At 39.6% G+C, this 17,922-nt stretch carries 19 protein-coding genes and 1 pseudogene; 5 read left to right on the top strand and 15 right to left on the bottom strand.

What is annotated here, in order from left to right:
• Positions 1-189 (top strand): hypothetical protein (locus FBQ94_RS15650; RefSeq protein ID WP_285442249.1); only part of this gene is annotated, 189 nt, incomplete at its 5' end.
• A 363-nt stretch (positions 190-552) separates the two neighbouring features.
• On the opposite strand, the gene FBQ94_RS15645 is transcribed toward FBQ94_RS15650, so the two are convergent.
• From FBQ94_RS15645 to FBQ94_RS15580, 14 genes are all read right to left on the bottom strand, one after another.
• Positions 553-948: an ATP-binding protein gene (locus FBQ94_RS15645; protein WP_007221571.1), complete on the bottom strand. Its 396-nt coding sequence runs from the start codon at positions 946-948 to the stop codon at positions 553-555.
• Between the two features lie 2 nt (positions 949-950).
• The gene (locus tag FBQ94_RS15640) at positions 951-1,157 is read right to left on the bottom strand and encodes a hypothetical protein (RefSeq protein WP_007221570.1); all 207 of its coding nucleotides are present in this window, start codon (positions 1,155-1,157) and stop codon (positions 951-953) included.
• Positions 1,123-1,542 (bottom strand): HAMP domain-containing protein, encoded by a 420-nt coding sequence (locus FBQ94_RS15635; RefSeq protein WP_040543670.1) that lies wholly within the window; start codon positions 1,540-1,542, stop codon positions 1,123-1,125. The genes FBQ94_RS15640 and FBQ94_RS15635 overlap by 35 nt, the downstream gene beginning before the upstream one ends.
• Positions 1,543-1,616: 74 nt before the next feature.
• Positions 1,617-2,108: a PDC sensor domain-containing protein gene (locus FBQ94_RS15630; RefSeq protein ID WP_007221567.1), complete on the bottom strand. Its 492-nt coding sequence runs from the start codon at positions 2,106-2,108 to the stop codon at positions 1,617-1,619.
• A gap of 115 nt (positions 2,109-2,223) precedes the next feature.
• Entirely contained in the window at positions 2,224-2,376 is a 153-nt protein-coding gene (locus tag FBQ94_RS15625; protein ID WP_285442248.1) for a hypothetical protein, read from the bottom strand.
• Positions 2,377-2,447: 71 nt separating this feature from the next.
• Entirely contained in the window at positions 2,448-3,317 is an 870-nt protein-coding gene (locus tag FBQ94_RS15620; RefSeq protein WP_007221566.1) for a hypothetical protein, read from the bottom strand.
• Positions 3,314-5,158, bottom strand: coding sequence for a BatD family protein (locus FBQ94_RS15615; protein WP_007221565.1), 1,845 nt, complete (start codon positions 5,156-5,158; stop codon positions 3,314-3,316). Before FBQ94_RS15615 ends, FBQ94_RS15620 begins: the two co-directional genes overlap by 4 nt.
• A 152-nt stretch (positions 5,159-5,310) precedes the next feature.
• A complete protein-coding gene (locus FBQ94_RS15610) occupies positions 5,311-6,216 on the bottom strand; it encodes a tetratricopeptide repeat protein (RefSeq protein WP_007221564.1) in 906 nt (301 codons plus the stop codon).
• A 133-nt stretch (positions 6,217-6,349) separates the two neighbouring features.
• Positions 6,350-7,378, bottom strand: coding sequence for a vWA domain-containing protein (locus tag FBQ94_RS15605; RefSeq protein WP_007221563.1), 1,029 nt, complete (start codon positions 7,376-7,378; stop codon positions 6,350-6,352).
• A gap of 96 nt (positions 7,379-7,474) precedes the next feature.
• A complete protein-coding gene (locus tag FBQ94_RS15600; RefSeq protein ID WP_007221562.1) occupies positions 7,475-8,473 on the bottom strand; it encodes a vWA domain-containing protein in 999 nt (332 codons plus the stop codon).
• Positions 8,474-8,490: 17 nt separating this feature from the next.
• Complete coding sequence (locus tag FBQ94_RS15595) at positions 8,491-9,015, bottom strand: hypothetical protein (protein ID WP_285442247.1); 525 nt, start codon at positions 9,013-9,015, stop codon at positions 8,491-8,493.
• A gap of 139 nt (positions 9,016-9,154) precedes the next feature.
• Positions 9,155-10,168, bottom strand: a complete 1,014-nt coding sequence (locus FBQ94_RS15590) for a BatD family protein (RefSeq protein WP_007221560.1) — start codon at positions 10,166-10,168, stop codon at positions 9,155-9,157.
• 372 nt (positions 10,169-10,540) lie between these two features.
• On the bottom strand, positions 10,541-11,416 hold the full coding sequence (locus FBQ94_RS15585; RefSeq protein WP_007221559.1) for a DUF58 domain-containing protein: 876 nt from the start codon (positions 11,414-11,416) through the stop codon (positions 10,541-10,543).
• A gap of 71 nt (positions 11,417-11,487) precedes the next feature.
• On the bottom strand, positions 11,488-12,477 hold the full coding sequence (locus FBQ94_RS15580; protein ID WP_007221558.1) for an AAA family ATPase: 990 nt from the start codon (positions 12,475-12,477) through the stop codon (positions 11,488-11,490).
• A 424-nt stretch (positions 12,478-12,901) separates the two neighbouring features.
• Here FBQ94_RS15580 and mobB point away from each other — a divergent pair, with 424 nt between their 5' ends.
• The 3 genes from mobB (at position 12,902) to rtcA (ending at position 15,039) form a co-directional block, all read left to right on the top strand.
• Positions 12,902-13,417, top strand: coding sequence for a molybdopterin-guanine dinucleotide biosynthesis protein B (gene mobB / locus FBQ94_RS15575; protein ID WP_007221557.1), 516 nt, complete (start codon positions 12,902-12,904; stop codon positions 13,415-13,417).
• A 105-nt stretch (positions 13,418-13,522) separates the two neighbouring features.
• Positions 13,523-13,870 (top strand): c-type cytochrome, encoded by a 348-nt coding sequence (locus tag FBQ94_RS15570; RefSeq protein WP_007221556.1) that lies wholly within the window; start codon positions 13,523-13,525, stop codon positions 13,868-13,870.
• A gap of 128 nt (positions 13,871-13,998) precedes the next feature.
• Positions 13,999-15,039 carry an RNA 3'-terminal phosphate cyclase gene (rtcA, locus tag FBQ94_RS15565; RefSeq protein WP_007221555.1) on the top strand — a complete coding sequence of 347 codons (1,041 nt, stop codon included), beginning with the start codon at positions 13,999-14,001 and terminating at the stop codon, positions 15,037-15,039.
• Positions 15,040-15,171: 132 nt separating this feature from the next.
• Here rtcA and FBQ94_RS15560 read toward each other — a convergent pair whose 3' ends face one another.
• Positions 15,172-15,441 carry a hypothetical protein gene (locus FBQ94_RS15560; protein ID WP_007221554.1) on the bottom strand — a complete coding sequence of 90 codons (270 nt, stop codon included), beginning with the start codon at positions 15,439-15,441 and terminating at the stop codon, positions 15,172-15,174.
• 509 nt (positions 15,442-15,950) lie between these two features.
• Between FBQ94_RS15560 and FBQ94_RS17570 the strand changes: the two are divergent.
• A pseudogene (locus FBQ94_RS17570) lies at positions 15,951-17,820 on the top strand (helicase-related protein); the annotation flags it as partial.
• Positions 17,821-17,922: the final 102 nt, after the last annotated feature.

Raw genomic sequence — 17,922 nt, 5'->3', positions numbered from 1 at the left:
CCTATATACTTTATCATACAGCCTCCTTTCCAAGGTTTAAAGTCTTACCACCTTCATTGGTGGTCTCAAGCCTTTATGATATTTAATATCACAAAAGGTATTGCCTGTTCAAGGCTTTTTAACCTCCTTGGAAGGACGCTGCTTTTTCATATTACCATTGCGAGGGTCTTGTCCGAAGCAATCTCATAAACTATCGTAGAGCTCCTTCCACCCGGCATTCATTCCATCAATCAGCCCTATTTTTTTAGCTCTTGAGCCACCCTTTTTTGTTTGTCATTATGTAACAGAGTATAATTTGTCCATTACGATTACCCTGATTGAATCTGGCATTATTAAGAAAGATTGCTTCGGAAAATACCCTCGCAATGACGTGGTTAAGTATCCCGGTACGTTCCATACGCCTGCAGAGAACAAAGCTCAATTTCATCTATTACATACTATATGCTCCCCAGAGATCAATCATTATAATGTAAACAATATATAGAGTATATCCTGAGATTGCAATTGCATTTTCGGACAACCTGTTTAGGGCTGCCTTCCGCTATACTATACTCAGGACTTTACCGGCAGGATAATTGCAACCTTCGTAAATTCTCCCTCCAGGGTATCAATCGTTAATCTGCCGCCGTGGTTATTGATAATACCCTGGCTTATGCCTAATCCTAATCCAGTGCCTATCCCTCTCGGTTTTGTGGTAAAAAATGGCTCTGTTATTCTCTCTTTTATCCTGGCAGGTATACCAGTGCCATGATCGTAGAAGGTAATCTTTACCCAGAGAAGATCGTGCATGGTTATTTCTTCGCCCAGAATTTCAAGGATTTTACCATCATGAGCCTTTGGATACTTTTGGTTCAGGGCATATCTCGCATTACTGATAATATTCAAAAAGACCTGTTGTATCTGTTGCGGATGTGCAATTATCTCTGGTAATTTTGGGGTAATATCCAATTTTATCTTTTATAAAATATCCTTTGCGGCAGGTTCTCCAGGAGCAAGCGATGCTTACTTTCGCTTATACGCAACGCTTCCTCTGTCAGCTTGCGCTCTTTGATTTCCCCTTGTAACTCTTCATTTACCTTTACGAGTTCAGATGTTCTCTCTTTTACCCGTTGTTCTAAAAATTCAGTCAGGTCCCTCAGGTTTTCCTCCAATAGCATTAAAACTTCTGGCAAGGTCGCCAATCTCATCCTCATGAGCTATCTTTACCCGATAATCCAACTCTCCACCTGCAAATCTCTTTGTTGCATTCGTTAAATCAAGGATCGGTCTGGATGTTGAAACAACAAAAAAAACTCCTGCACCAACAACTGCAGCAGCACAAGTTCCTCCTAAAATACATGCGACAATACCCAGCGTTTTTAAGAGCGCAAATACCTCTGCTTTATCCATCTCTGCTATAAGTATCCAGCCATATTCAGGCATATTTATCGAGGCGCCAATGACAGGTACTCCCCGGTAGTCTTTATACAGAGCAACTATTTCTTTGCCATCAATAACCCTCCGAACCGGTTCCGTATCCACAAGCTGCCTGAAAGGGGGCATTCTTTATAAACCTTGATTCGGTAAGCATTATCTTATCTCTATTAACCAGATATACTTCACCCGTTTTTCCCTGTTTAACAGAGCCGATCAACATATGGTTCGCCATACTTCTTACTGATCGCTTGCTTAAATAGTTCCTGATCTGCCATATCCATACCAATTAATCCCTTGGTGGTGGAAGAAACAACCTTGCCATACTTATCGGCAAGGACTATTGCAGTAAGATAACGGCGGTATACCGGCAATTTATTCTTTACGAGGTATTTGTTTAAGCGAGTTACTGTTCCCTGCCTAAAAGCCTCTTTTCCATGAACAATAAGCTCAAGCTTTTCCCTTATATATCCATCGGTACTAAAATCTGATGTCCGTACCTTATTTGTCTCCATAAAAGATAAAATGTGAAGGCTCTTTGATTCTGCAATTATCTTCAGTTCCTCGAGAATTTGACACTTTAAGGTACCTTTAGCCTTGAAGTAGTATAAGGTAGTGATTATAGCTATAGGTATGAGAGAAATACAAAGAGAGAATATGATTAATTTTATCTTGATTGATCTGAATAGACTCATTTTGGAAGCCTTGTAAAATGATAGTAATACGTACAAGACAGTACAAAAGGGAAAAATGCTATATGGGGAGTGCCGAAGATGAAATTTTTAGCGATTCACATGGTTCTCGTTATTGTTAACTATCTGGCGTGCTTTTATGATCTATCTTGAAAGGGAGTGTCTTTTTATAGCCCTTTCTCCCCAATATCATACAGAGAATAATAAAACCCAATACCATAGTAATGAACATGATATATGCAGTGATTAACAATTCTCCAGAGAACTTCATTTTACTCTCCTGGTCTAAATAAACCTGAAAATGGGAAAGAGGGAAAATGTAAGAAAATAAACCATAAGGCATCAGATAATGTCCACATCCCCTTTTTGCAACCATCCTCTTCTGAGTTCTTTACTTGCCTTTTCTTCCATACCTGCTTTTGATTCTGTGTCCTGTTTGACACCAACGTACATATACACTCTGTACCAACCATCTTTTTCACCTTCAACGATACATTCCGCGCCATCGTGTATTTCGAACTTAGGTTCATACTCTTTTCCGGGGCCATAGAGTATCTGGCACTTTTTCACAACAATTACCCCGCGATGTATTCCCTGTTCTCTGTAGATTTTAATGCCCAGTGATACCACTACAATACACAGGCCGAAGGTAACACCTATGATAATCCTTTTAAACCATGGATATTTAAGAATAATGAAAGAAAGAATGAATACCATTAACACAGCATACAGAGATACGGCTGTTAGTATCAATTCATTCTGGTTTAACAGGAAAAGCCAAAAAAATATCCTTTGAATCACAACCGGGGTTTCATGGACTAATTCCTTATCCTCTATGGCACTTTTAACCAATTTCAGATTAGCATCGGGATCTGCATGCCTCGGCAGAAGGCGCTGAGCCCTTCGGTAATTTACAATAGCTTTTCCTAATGCTCCCTGACGATAATAGGTATTTCCCAGATTGTAGTATATCTGTCCATGTTTGAATCCACCCGCCAGTATCTTTTCGTATTGCAATGCCGCATCATGTAATTTTTTATCTGCTTCTTGATTATTTTTTGCTGCAATAAGCTTTGCAGCTTGCTGATAGTTTTCATTTGCATCAGTAAATAATTTTATCGCATCATCCCTTGATAGTGCGGATGCAAAAAGTTCCTCATAGATAAAAAAAGAAATAAGAAAGAAGAAAAGAGCAATGAAACGCACCTTCATGATAATTGTTTCTCCAGTCTTGTAATAAATTGTTCTGCAAGTTTTAAAGAACGATCCATCTCGTCCTTTGTTCCTCCGTCTCCCGAAAAGCGCCGATAATCAAAATTGGTTAAACAACGGGAGAGTTCTCCTGCCAATTCGTCTTCAACCCCTCGCTGTTTTAATACATAACCAATTTTCTCATCGGAGGCATCTGTTGGAGAAATATTACATTTATCTGCAAGGTAATCAGCCAGCGCCCTGGAAAGAGCTGAATAAAATTCTGCAGGCGTGTTTTGGGAGAGTGCTGATTGTGCTATTGCCAGCCTCTTTTTTGCTATAGTATGCGCCCGCCTGTTCCTGGCATACCCGACATCTGACTGCAATTTTTCTTTATGCCTTGTTATCAACAATGAAGCTATAACCGCAACCGATGGAACAGAAAGGCATGCTAGTATAAGGGGGCTTTTACAGACAGAGGTATTCTGATTTCGTAGCGAGGCCAGATTCGTCATAATAGGCAAGACATCTTGCGTTAATATTTGTGCGTGCTGTTTTGCCGATGGCGCAGTATCACCGGGAAGTGTTAATTGAATCGGCATTTCCTGTTGGCCAGCCTCAACAAAAATAGGCATAGGGTTTTTGGTAATCGTCTTGTATTGTCCTGCGGATGGATCAAAAAAGCTAAACACAATAGCAGGGGTATATTTCAGATCTGTTTTTTGAGGTTCAATCACCTTGCTAAACACCTTTCGCCCCCGAATCAATTCCTCACGGTTCGTAATTTGTGTATGAGATTCAGCAGGATACAGTTTAAAATCATTTTCGTTATGCAACGCCAGCACCGGTTCATTAATTGTCTGAATGTTTCCTTCTCCATATATTGAAATGGAAAGGGTAATCGGGTCGCCCACCTTTACTTGCCGTGTCCCTATAGAAGCCTCCATCTCATACGTGCCTACAGCGCCTTTAAACTCCTTCGGCTTACCTTGTTCAGGCATCGGTTTAACCTTTATGGTTACTGGCTTTGTTGACTTTTCAAGAGGATATCGCTTCTGTTCTCTGCCAAAAAAGTCATCGAAAAAGGCGTCATCAAAAAAACTATCATGATTTGAATCCCTGCGACCCCTCCTTTGCTGAATAATCAAATCGCATTTCAACTTTGCGGGCGACACTGTGAGTTCCCCGGAAACCATAGGGAAAAGGGCTGTGCGAAGCTCTAAGACATTGTAGATAATCCCGTCACGAATTTCCTCATACTGCCTTTGGTCTCCAAGTTTTTCTTCCATAAAATTTTTTGTAACCGGCGCCGTATAATCAATATCACTAACCGGCAATCCTTTCTGGAAGAAAAATTTGAATGACAGCACAACCTGTTCATAAATATAGGCATCATTTTTATCGGCACAGAGTTCCAGAAAGATGAGTTTGTCGAGATCCGGAGATTGTGAATCCGCCGAGTGAGATGAATCAACAACTTCAACCTGTACCGGACGAGAAGAATAAACCTTCCCTTTATATTCTACCGTAGATGGCCCAATAGTAAATTTACCTTTTGCTGCAGGTTGTAATACATACGTATACCCTTTGCTTATGGAAACATCACCATTGACGATCCTTGTTTGTGCAGAAACCTTTGGACCAAATAATAAGGTAAAACCTTCGATATTTGGGAATGAAGGTGGCGGTGTATCTTGCGTGCCATGAATCGTTAATGTTAATTCCAGACGATCATGTAATTTCAGGATATTCTGGTCGACGGTCGCCGTTAAATTAATATCCTGAGCACATACACTCCCCATATACCCAAAGGTTATGATAATTCCAATACAGAGGCTTATATATCTTACATATTTTCCCATTCTGTAATACCTTTCTAACGCATAAAAATTAACTTGCCTGCAGAGGACACAAAAATATCAGAGATTCTCATGAAAAAATGTTTTCATTTTTATCTTTGCCTATTCTCTTTCTCTCTGTATCATCTGCAGTAAATTTTACTCTTATGAATGAATTACCAATCCTTTTCAGCAGACCCATGTTGTACGCGATGTGCATCTCTTTTCATAGCCCTCGCCTCTTTTTCGGACTGGTTCAATGCCTCCAGCAATTGTTCTGCCTCCTCTTTTGACATCTGTTTCTGTCCCTGAGGCTGTAACTGCTGTTGCTGTTGCTGTTCAGAAGGCTGATCTTTTTGTTTATCTTGCTGAGATTGGTTTTGATGTTTATCTTCTTCATCCCTATCCTTTTCCTGAGTATCCTCTGGTTCGGATGGTTCTTTATCCTTCTCCTGAGGCTTTTGCTTCTCTTTTTCCTTATCCCCGCCCTTATTTTCTTCTGATTGTTTATCGTCTTTTTTAGGATCTTCTTTCTGTTGTTGATCTTTTTGATCCTGATTTTGCTGCTGTTGCTTCTCCTCTTTCATCTTCTTTTCAACGTATTCGTAGTTATACTTTGCATCATTTTTCAATGTATCAAGATTACTACCACCCTTGCTTTCTGCTTCTTCAGCAAAATCCACAGTCTTCTTATAGCATTCCAATGCCTCTTTCATTTTACCCTGGCGATACAGGGCATTACCCATATTAAAACTCGATCTTGCTCTCATTCCAGCATCGTCAGATTTTATAACCTTGTCAAATAACTGAGTGGCCTCTTCGTATTTACCCCGTTTGTACTGAGCATCGGCTACATTAAAATCCAGTTGGCCTGCGCCAGGTAAATCTATTTGCGCATTTATATATTTATCCAATGCCTCATCATACTTGCCATTATGATAAAGCTGGTTTCCCTCCCGTACCTTATCAGCCAATGGGTCAATCCACCCTATGGATAAAAACCCAAGGAATACTACGAAGAGTAAACTGCAGTTTTTCTTATTAAGCATACTATTTACCAGAGTATACAGGTATTTTACCACATATTGCTCCTAACAAGGCTTTCAAGGGAACTAAGAATCTCTTTCTATATAATATCTTACCCCTATTTTAAATTAGGCCTACGGAATTGAAATTTCTCTCTATTTAATTGTAGGAATAAAGAAGCAAGTAGTATCAAACTTTGTTATAGGTAACAGGACTAATTACCTTCCTTCTCTCCATCAAAAAACTTTCTACGGTAATGACAATTATTGCAATAAGAAGAGGTATCTGATAACGGTTCACATACCGTTTTACCCGTTGTGTTTTATACGTAGACTCTTCTATCTGTGCGATGCTCTCCTTATACACCTTCTCCAAACCCCACTTTGTTCCATACGCCGGAGTATAAAGCCCGCCGGTTCCCAATGCGATTTTGTTTAAGGTGATCTCTTCGAGCCTTGATTTGACAACCTGCCCTTGTTTGTCTTTCAGTAATGTTTCCTGACCACTTTCGTTTTTTATCCTGATATAGGAACCTTCCTTTTTCCCTACGCCGACAGTATAGATAACGACACCCTGTCTTTTTGCCTCCTCGGATGCTTTCAGGGGATCATCCTCATGGTTCTCGCCATCGGTAATTAAGATTATCGCCTTGCGATTCTTTGAATCCCGCTCAAAAGTAGTAAGACCTTTTCTTATTGCCTCCGCCAAAGCAGTACCGCCCCGTGGAATAATATGAGTATTTAAGTCATTTAAAAAGAGACGGAAAGCGCCATAATCGGATGTCAACGGACAATACGTAAATGCCGACCCTGCAAATGCCACTAGACCGATACGATCTCCTCCCAGCACATGTAATAAATCCTCAATCTCTCTTTTTGCTACTTCCAGCCGGTTGGGTTTTACATCATCAGCCAGCATACTTCTAGAAGTATCAACAGCAATTACAATATCGATACCTTTCTTTTCCACCTCTTCCCAATGGTATCCCCATTTAGGCTCAATAAGAGTAAATATCAGAAAGAGCATGCCTGTCGTCATTAAGGCAGCCCTGAACCAGTGCTTCTTCTGGCTCAACGAGAGCCCAACTTTTTGCAGGAGTTCAATATTTGCAAAGGTATGTAAATCCTTCATCTTTTTCCTGAAGACAAAGATGTACCCAACAATCAATAGTGGAATAACAGGAAGCAGATAAAGATAGTTAAGGTTTCCGTATTTCATAAAAATTTTATTCGAATGCAGATCATCAGGAGGTAAAGATGAAGACTAAAAATCTTTCCCTGTGCCTATCTGCGAAAATCTGTGCCTTCTCTGATATTATGGTATTTTTCTGAACCTTGTTTTGATTAATCCTAATTCAAATAATAGCAAGCCAAAAGCGGGAAGCAGGAAATAATGAAATACTTCATTATACTCTGTATATTGAGTTACCTCAGCCTCAGTTTTTTCGAGTTTATCTATTTGATTATAAATCTCCTTCAGTGAATCGGTATCGGTTGCCCGATAATACTTCCCATCAGTAATTTTTGCAATTTCCGTGAGGGCATCATCATCGATATCAATCTTCACCTGCTTCATCACTTTATTTCCAAACATATCCATCATGGGAAATGGAGCCAGATCTTTCGTACCAGCGCCTATGGTATAGATCTTAATACCAAAGGTCTTCGCAATCTCAGCCGCAGTTAAGGGATCTATCTCTCCCGCATTATTTCTTCCATCCGTCAGCAGGATGACTACCTTGCTCTTTGCTTTCGTATCCTTTAACCTGTCCACAGAAGAACCGATGCCAGAGCCTATGGCTGTGCCATCTTCAACCATGCCAATCTCAGCTTTCTGTAAAAGTTGTAATAACATCCCATAGTCGAGAGTCATTGGACATTGCGTGTACGCCCGCCCGGCAAAGACAACCAGGCCGATTCGATCGTTCGTACGCCTCTTGATAAAATCCTCCACCACACGTTTAACGACATAAAGCCGGTTATGTCTTTGACCGCCGATGGTAAAATCTTCTGCCAGCATACTGCCTGAGACATCTACAGCGAGGACGATATCTATTCCTTCAGTCGATACTTTTGTTTGTTCATTTCCATATTGAGGCCGCGCCAGGGCGATCACAAGCAAAATAATAGCCATAGACCGAAGGATAATCAATATATGTCTATAACGATGAAAAAAAGAAGGTTTTAGATTCTTTACTATCTCTATCGATGGAAAGACAACCTGATTTGTTCCCTTACGACGGAAGTGAAAGTAGATTAACGGCGGAAGAATAATAAGAATTAATAACAATATTAACGGATCACGAAAAACCATTGAGACAACCATTACCCTTAAACAAGATATGACATTGTTGATAACTGGATCTGCTCCCCTTTTGCAATAGCGTTCCAGACTTCTGATTCTAAAAGTTCTCTCCCTATGAAAACATCCACCACCGTTTGAAGCGCCGGATTCTCAGTCTTAAGAAGTTCTTCAGTTCCTTCCTTATGAGTAAAATATCTCTGTAAATTCATCTCTGCCTGCTTATATAATTGAGCGCCTGCAAGCTCTTTTTTGCTGCCCATGTCTAACTCATATTCCATGAGAATACCATGATCCACATAGCTTAGCGTTAAGCTTACCTTGGCTCCTCTCATATCCAGGAAGTGGATTCTATGTTTTCTGGAAAGGATCTCTTTGATCTCTGGCGTGTTATAAATAGCCCATAACATCTGTAAATTTAATTTAAGCCTTGCCATTTCTTCTTCTGAAACACTATGCATCGGTTCCCTTGCTGTCTTTGTGACTATATTACTTACAAGACCTTTTTGATGACGTAAATACTCATCCAAGAATTTTTCTGGCGCTTTTACCATTTTTTTACCCTTTAAGAAAAGGTTTAAAAATAGACGTACAATCAATACCCGGGACAATACCTTTGCAGAGAAGCAACTACATTTGCCCAGACATACCGACAACATATCTTATCACTCCTGAAGGTAATCAACATAGGCATCAGACAACCACCTCCTCTTCTAAACGTTCTTTTGTTTCATCGACCAATCGTTTCGCTCTATCATAAGCCTCTTTAACCTCTATGTTAGATGGCCCATACTTTGCATATTTCACCATGTCAGCGTGTTCAAGAAATTCACGAATTAATCTTTTATGGCTATCTTCCAGCCTATTCGTATGCGCCATTTCTGCGAGGAACTCTTCCGTTGTTCGTTCTGGCGCCAGCAAGCCAAACCGGTCCTCAATATAATGCCGCAGGATATCTGTTATACGATAATAATACTCCTTGGTTAATCCTTTGCCAACTAAATCCTCTTTTAATAACTGTTCCAGCAATTCATAGGCAACCTCGTGTGGAGTTCTCTTTCTATATTTTTGTTCCTGCGTTGTTTGCCTTTTTTTCATTTTATGGAAAAATCCATAAAGAATGCCAGCAATAAACAGCCCGCCGAGTCCCACAAAAACCCAATACATGAATCGTTTATAATTCGCAGGTATCTCTATCGGCGGAATAATATCTTTTATATCGGTTACTGACTCTTCTTCCTTTATAACCCCTTTAATCTCGATCGTTATCTCATTCGTAGTAACCTCGCCTTCATCCTGAGCGCCCTTATAGTTTATTTTCAAGGGTGGAATTGTTGCATGTCCAATTTCATATGAACTCAGTATATAACTTCGTTCAACCAGAGAATATCCATCGCGATCCTTTCTTGGCCCTTCAACAACCCCTGATCCTTTTACCGTAAATGCCCCGATTTGTTGATCAGGCTCAGGGAACTGTATCGTAATAGCATCCTTGTACTTTACGTGAACTTTCAACGTTATTTTATCGCCAATCATTACCTCAGATTTATCCACACTTGCTGTGGCTTCTGGCAAGGCTAACTTTCCGATATTGTCCGGTTCACGGGTAAAAGCTGTATTCTTTAACGGTATCAGTGTATATACAAATACTATGAAAATCAATAGGGTACTACTCAGTGCATGTTGCCTGTTTATAACTATAACCATATCAATTAACCTTGATAAATTAGGCCGTCGGCTACTTTTGTTTTGCGGCCAGGCGTAAGGGGCGAAGCATTTGCCGTTCAGCATATAAGTAGTATTTCAGGCCAATAACGGCAAATGCTTCTCCCCTACAATAAATATTGAATTTCCTATACGTTTAAATTAGATCGGGTTTTAAAAGGCAAAACCCAACGATTTTTCTTTTTTACCCACCCCTCAATCCCCTCCCTGGAGGGGACTTTTACACTCCCCTTTTGAGAGGGGGTTGGGGGTGTGTTTATTCCCCTCTTAAGAGGAGTCAGGGGTAGGTTCATTCCCCTGGAGAGACGCAACATCTTGCGTCTCTACAATTGGGGTTAATGGAACGAATACCTGTTAATACCGGTTCTCCCTCATCCTGAAGAAGCGAACAATAGGTTCTACATGATGTTTATTGGTATTGATTACAATTTCATCAACACCCATTGACCGAAACAGCTTTGAACGTTCCTGAATTTGACGACTCTTCATCTTATGAAATTCTTTTCTCGCCAGGACATGCGCCGTATCAACCAAAATTACCTCGCCGGACTCTGCATCCTTTAATTCTATAAAACCCACATCAGGCAATTCCTGCTCTCTGGGGTCTACAATAGTAATTGCGATCACATCATGTTTTTTATTTGCAATGCGTAACGCATGAGCATAATCATTTGCGATAAAATCGGACACCACAAAAGAAATCGTACGTCTCGATGATATCTTATTCAGATATTCCAGCGCAACAGGAATATTGGTTCCCTTTCCGGCGGGAGTCGAACAGAGAAGTTCCCGAATAACTCTTAACACATGTTTTTGCCCTTTTTTGGGAGGAATGAATTTTTCAACGGTATTCGTAAACATGATCAGGCCTACTTTATCATTATTCTTTATGGCAGAAAATGCCAGGAGCGCACAGATCTCTATTGCAACCTCGTTTTTCAACTGCCTTATCGACCCAAAATTTCCCGAGGCGCTTACATCCACAAGAAGCATCACGGTTAACTCCCGTTCTTCTACATAGCGTTTAATAAAGGGTCGACCCATACGCGCCGTTACATTCCAGTCAATAGTCCGGATTTCATCACCTGGCTGATACTCTCGCACTTCATCAAACTCCATACCGCGCCCTTTAAATACACTGTGATACTCACCTACAAATGCCTCATTAACGAGGCGGCGGGTATGGATCTCAACTTGCTGGATTTTTTTTAATATATCTTTTGAGATCATAATAAAATTCCTTATGAGGGATTACTGATATTTGTAAAATCCGCGGCATATCTTTTTCATCGGTTTTATCATTATGGCACTTCTACGGTATCAAATATCTTTTGTATAATATCTTCGGACTTCATCTCTTCTGCCTCAGCTTCATACGTTACAATCACTCTATGGCGAAGAACATCCATCCCTATCGATTTTATATCCTGGGGAGTCACAAATCCCCTGCCCTTTATAAAGGCATGCGCCTTGGCAGCAAGGGTAAGATAGATGGTCGCCCGCGGAGATGCGCCATATTCTATGAACTCATCTAATTTAAGGTTATATGCCTTTGGATCCCTCGATGCAAATATGATATCAATAATATAATCTTTAATCTTATCATCTATATAGATATCATCGATCAGGGAGCGCAACCGCAGAATATCTTTGGGAGAAATTACAGGGTTTATACGAAAATCCTTGTTTGTCAACGCCATCCGGTCGAGAATCTCCCGTTCTTCCTTTTTATCAGGATAGGTAACGTTCAATTTAAACATAAAACGATCTACCTGAGCTTCAGGTAGCGGGTAGGTGCCTTCATGTTCTATCGGATTTTGAGTAGCTAATACAAGGAATGGGTCTTCCAGGGTAAATGTTTGATCCCCGATGGTAACTTGCCTGTCCTGCATAGCCTCCAGGAGCGCGCTTTGCACTTTTGCAGGAGCGCGGTTAATCTCATCGGCCAAAACAATATTGGTAAAGATAGGCCCTTTCCTTACGGTAAAATCACCGCTTTTGGGATTATAAATAAGAGTACCGATCAAATCAGCAGGGAGTAAGTCCGGGGTAAATTGTACCCTTTGAAAACTGGCATGCATTGCCTTGGCAAGAGTCATAACTGTCAGCGTTTTTGCCAATCCCGGTACACCTTCTAATAATACATGCCCATTTGAAAGAATGCCGATTAATAACCTTTCAATTAAATACTTCTGGCCTACAATTACCTTGCCAACTTCGTACATCAGGGTATTCACGAAATCACTTTCTTGTTTTACCCTTTCTGTAATCTTTTTAACATCCGGTTCCATGTACTCCCTCCACTACAAAAGGAAAACAAACATTCTTATGTAAAATTAAAATTACAACGGCATACATAATCTTTCTTGTTAACAACAATTCCCAACGAATTTGTTCCTCACTTACGATACAAAATATTTATATATAGCAGATTTACCTGCTTTAAGACAAGAAATTTATAACTACATAATTATAATTAATAATTAAGACAAAGCCAAAAATGAAATTATGCCTCTTACAACAGATTGATTATACCAGATACGATAACAAGTAAAAACGCTTGACACGATATTATCGAACTGCTACGATTTATCAGATAAAAATCAACCTTCGTTAGGAAGGTTTACTATAAAACTACAGCTATATTTAATAATTAAATAATAATTTAATATCTCTAAAGATTTATAAAGCTATTTTTCAAAAAAGCAGACAATTTTGCCAAAAGACACAAGAGATCTTCCTGTTATTTCAATCATTGGTAAACAAAATGTAGGTAAGACCACCCTCATTGGACTTATTATACCGTACTTGAAGAAAAAGGGATATAGGGTTGGAACCATTAAATACAATATTCCACATTTTGAGATGGATTATGAGGGGAAGGATACTTACAGACATTATGAAGCAGGAGCAGATATTGTCTCCATATCTTCGCCAGAAAAGTTAGCAATCATAAAAAGGCTTAATCAACGTCCTCTCTCAATACAGGATATTGTGAATCATGCGTATTCCGATGTTGATATAGTACTTGTCGAAGGTTATAAAAAATATCGATATCCTTATATTGAAATCTATAACAATTGTTTACCAATCGGACCAACAGACAGGATATACAAAAATCATATAAGAATTGTAAGCACTCTGCAGACACGCTCTCCAATACCTACTTTTAACAAAATTGACTTGAATAACGTTATAAAATTTATAGAATTAAAAATAAAGCAGATTTGATTGGAGGTGATACATATTCCGGGAAATTTCCATGAAATTTATGCTAAGACACATCTCGTGGTATTTATTCATAACAAAGGTAACATTTTTTAGGAGGAAATTTAGTTGAAAAAGGTTTTTAATTACTGTGCAATTTCTCTTGCAACGATGTTTGGTTTATATCTTGGCTTTTCAAGTTCTCTGGTACATGCCGGAGATATCCAAAAAACGTATAAGGATACCTGTGAGCTATGCCATGGAGCAGATGGAAAAGGTAGTGAAGCCGGAAAGCAATTTGGCGTACCAGACTTTACCAGCCCTGATTATCAGAAGTCAAGAACTGATGCGCAGATGAAAGAATCCATGACTAACGGCACAAAGAATCCAAATTATGTAAAACTTTCAGACCTTGGAGTTGATCTTGCAGACCTCGATCCTCTTGTTCAGTTAGTTCGCGGATTCAATGGAAAATAGGGTATAAGCAATACACAGGTTTATTCGACCAATACAGGGAGGGTAGGGCATACAATGCTCTACCCTTTTGTTTTTATACAGAGAAAGTTTAGCCACGAATAAATTCGTGTTCATTCGTAGCCAAAAACATGCAAGAGAACATTATTAAAATCGATGGGTCGTTCGGCGAGGGAGGTGGACAAATTTTACGCACATCTCTCTCGTTATCGTCTATTACAAAAAAACCTTTTGAGATATTCAATATACGGGCCAATAGAAAAACACCTGGACTTAGCTACCAGCATTTACAAGCAGTGAATGCCACCGCCAAAGTCTGCAATGCAGAAGTCACCGGAAACTATCTCCGGTCCACAGATCTTAAGTTTTATCCAGGAGAAATACAAACAGGAACGTATCGTTTTGATATTGGCACGGCAGGCTCTGTGCCTCTTGTATTGCAATCTGTCTTTTATCCCTTGAGTTTAAGCGATAAACCCTCTTCAATCACCGTAACAGGGGGAACACACGTAATCCATAGCCCTTGTTCAGATTACCTCAAGCTGCAGTGGTTATACTTTCTGAAACACACAGGTTTTCATGCAGAAATAGAAATCATCAAGGCAGGTTTTTACCCGCGTGGCAATGGCGAGGTTTTTATTACCATACACCCGGCAAGACCACAACATCCATTACACATTGAGGACAGAGGGAAACTTATTCAGGTAATGGGAATATCCATGGTAGGTAATCTCGACAGAGCTGTTGCTCAACGGCAACAATTGCAAGCAAAGAAAAGGCTCTCAGAGTATGGTATACCCCATGAGATATCGATAGAAGAAGCGCCTTCCATTGGAAGAGGCACCCTGTTACTCCTGACAGGAAAATTTGAACACAGCCAGTGCTGTTATTTTAGTCTCGGCGCCATTGGCAAACGCGCAGAAACCGTTGCCGATGAGGCTTGCGATGAGTTCCTTTCTTTCCTGAAAACGAAGGGAGTTGTTGATGAATACCTTGCAGACCAGATCATTATCCCACTTGCACTCACGAAAGGCACATCATACTTCATCACGCCCAGGATTACCCAGCATCTGTTAACAAATATTGAGGTTGTGAAATTATTCCTGCCGGTAACAATCAATGTTTCCGGGAAATTAAACGAGGAAGGGTCTGTAGAAATACACCAGAGGTAATCAGTACCACACGGTTGAATAAATCACATTACAAAAATTCTGTCTTTTTGCAGCCATAGAGTTCTTGAAAAGGTTTTAAAACCTTTTCAAGCTTGCTGTATGGTCTTCTTCAGGAATTGAAAGTGAGATGCCCTACCTGGCAGGGATATGTTTTGCTTTTAAAAGTTTTTGAGTCATCTGAATATATCTCTTACCAATCGTTGCTGCGCTGTCATATTCAATTCTCTGAAAGCAACATTTACACTCAATGTGGGTATCGTTTTGCCGTAAACTAGGCAAAACATCACTCTCATCCACACGTTTCCCAAGTTCAGGCGACTGTTTGATAGCCTGAAAACTGCTGGTAAAGATATTAAATTCTCTATCATTACCGCACTTGGGACATACAAAAAATGCGTTCATACATAATCCTCCTTCCTTAAAATAGGTTTTTAAAATAAAATATTTGAATAATTTACGTAATAATTCAGCCATTTCTTTGTAGGGCGACCCTTTAGGGTTGCCCCTGGCAAAGCTAAAAGCCTTGCCCTACGCCAACTTATTTCTGGCGCCGGCTATACATAGATCTGGTTCTCAATTCGTGTAAATTCGTGTCCATTCGTGGCTAAATAGTTGGAAGGTCTAAAAGGGTAAGATGGATAATTCCCTGGGCTTAGGAAATGAAAAAGGCTTTGTCCATTCGAACCATGAAAGATACAGATGAACGAAGCCCTTATAATACGACAAATATAATCTTCTATAGTACATCAATTAAAGTTAATTTATACAGTAAGAACTAGTAATTGTCAATAAAATTCTTGAAATATAAAAAGGTTCGTAGCATAATACGCTCGCCGGATAACATAAGCTTTTTTCCGATAAATACAAAAGCTTGGAGATTCGGATAATCTAAAATCAGATAATAACAAACCATGCCAAAAATATTTGATAACATTGAAAATCATTTAGTTCAGGGATTACAAAATACCCTGGAGGTATCCCACAGGGCAGACTTTTGCGTTGGTTATTTCAACTTAAGAGGATGGAAAGAGGTTGCTGCCGGGATAGATAATCTAAAAGACAATGAAGGTAATTGCTGCAGGCTGCTCATAGGTATGCAAAAACCTCCTCTTGAGATTATACGGGAATATTTCTATAAAACCGAACAGGGTATTATCGACAATCAAACAGCATCAGCCGTAAGAAAGCAATTAGCACAAGAGTTTAAGGATCAATTAACCATTGGCATCCCGACCGAGGAAGACGAGATTGGTTTAAGAAAGTTATCTCAACAGATAAAAGACAAAAAGGTTATTGTTAAACTTTTTTTGAGACACCCATTACATGCCAAATTATATCTGTTATTTAGAGACGATAAGATAAGCCCCATTATTGGTTACCTTGGCAGTAGTAATTTAACCCTTGCCGGTCTGCTTCATCAGGGTGAATTAAACATTGACGTTTTGGAACAGGATGCAGCATTAAAGCTAACAAAATGGTTTGAAGACAGGTGGAATGATAGATGGTGCATAGATATATCCAAAGAATTAACAGAAATAATTGATAATAGCTGGGCTGCTGACAGATTGGTCTCACCTTATCATAATCTATCTCAAAATTGCTTATCATTTATCCCGCGAAGCCCGTGCTGGTTTAACAGAATTTAAAATTCCAAAGATTTTGCAGGAGAAATTACATAGCTTTCAGCAAAAGGCAGTTTCAATAGCTGCACATTACTTGAATAAGAGAGACGGTGTTTTGATTGGTGATGTTGTTGGATTTGGGAAAACCCTTACAGCAACAGCTTTAGCAAAGATTTTTGAGGAAGACTTTTTCCTTGAAACGCTCATCATCTGCCCGAAAAATCTGACACATATGTGGAAGGATTATGCACATACATACCAGTTACGGGCAAAGGTTTTGCCTATCACGCAAGTCCAGTCAGTTCTACCAAAACTAAGAAGATACCGGTTAATCATCATTGACGAAAGCCATAATTTAAGAAACAGGGAAGGTAAACGATACAGGGCTATTCAGGAATACATCCAGATTAACGAGAGCAAAGTTATTATGCTTTCGGCTACACCATATAATAAAACGTACCTTGATTTATCCAATCAACTTCGCCTTTTTATTCCCGAGGATAAAGATTTAGGTATAAGCCCGGAGAGATTTATTAAAAGTATCGGCGGCAGGGTTCAATTTATGGCTAAATATCAGTATTCTGCAACAACATTACCCGCATTCGAAAAAAGCTCTTATGCAGATGATTGGCGTGAACTGATGCGGTTATACATGGTAAGACGGCCAAGAAGTTTTATTAAACAAAATTATGCAGAAACAGACCCCGTCAATGGCAGAAAATATCTCCAGTTTTCAGATGGTAGTCGCTCGTATTTCCCCGATAGGATACCGAAAAAGGTTGAATACGATTTTAATCCCAACGATCCTAAAGACCAATATGCGAAATTATATTCAGATACCGTCGTAGATGCCATTAACAGTTTAAATCTTCCCAGATATGGCCTGGGCAATTATCTTGATAAAAAGACCACTCTTAAACCAGCGAAAGAAGAAACAGTTATACAGGATAATCTATCTCATGCAGGCAGACGGCTCATGGGCTTTTGCAGGACAAATCTCTTCAAAAGGCTAGAAAGCAGTGGTTATTCTTTTCTGATATCATTAAGCCGCCATATTTTGCGTAATTATATTTATGTTTATGCGTTAGAAAATAACCTACCGCTCCCGATAGGCACTCAAGAAGCAAATATGCTTGATGAATTTCTGGACGACGTTGATTTACACATAAGTTGCGCATAAACTAGACAAAAATCGTGCTAACCAGCCATAGATAAGGGAAAGATGGCAGTCATGGCTGAGAGAGCCTGAAAAATCTTGTTC

It is taken from the genome of Candidatus Jettenia sp. AMX1, assembly GCF_030263775.1.
GTDB classification, from domain to species: domain Bacteria; phylum Planctomycetota; class Brocadiia; order Brocadiales; family Brocadiaceae; genus Jettenia; species Jettenia caeni.
This window is presented reverse-complemented; position numbering and strand designations above follow the sequence as displayed.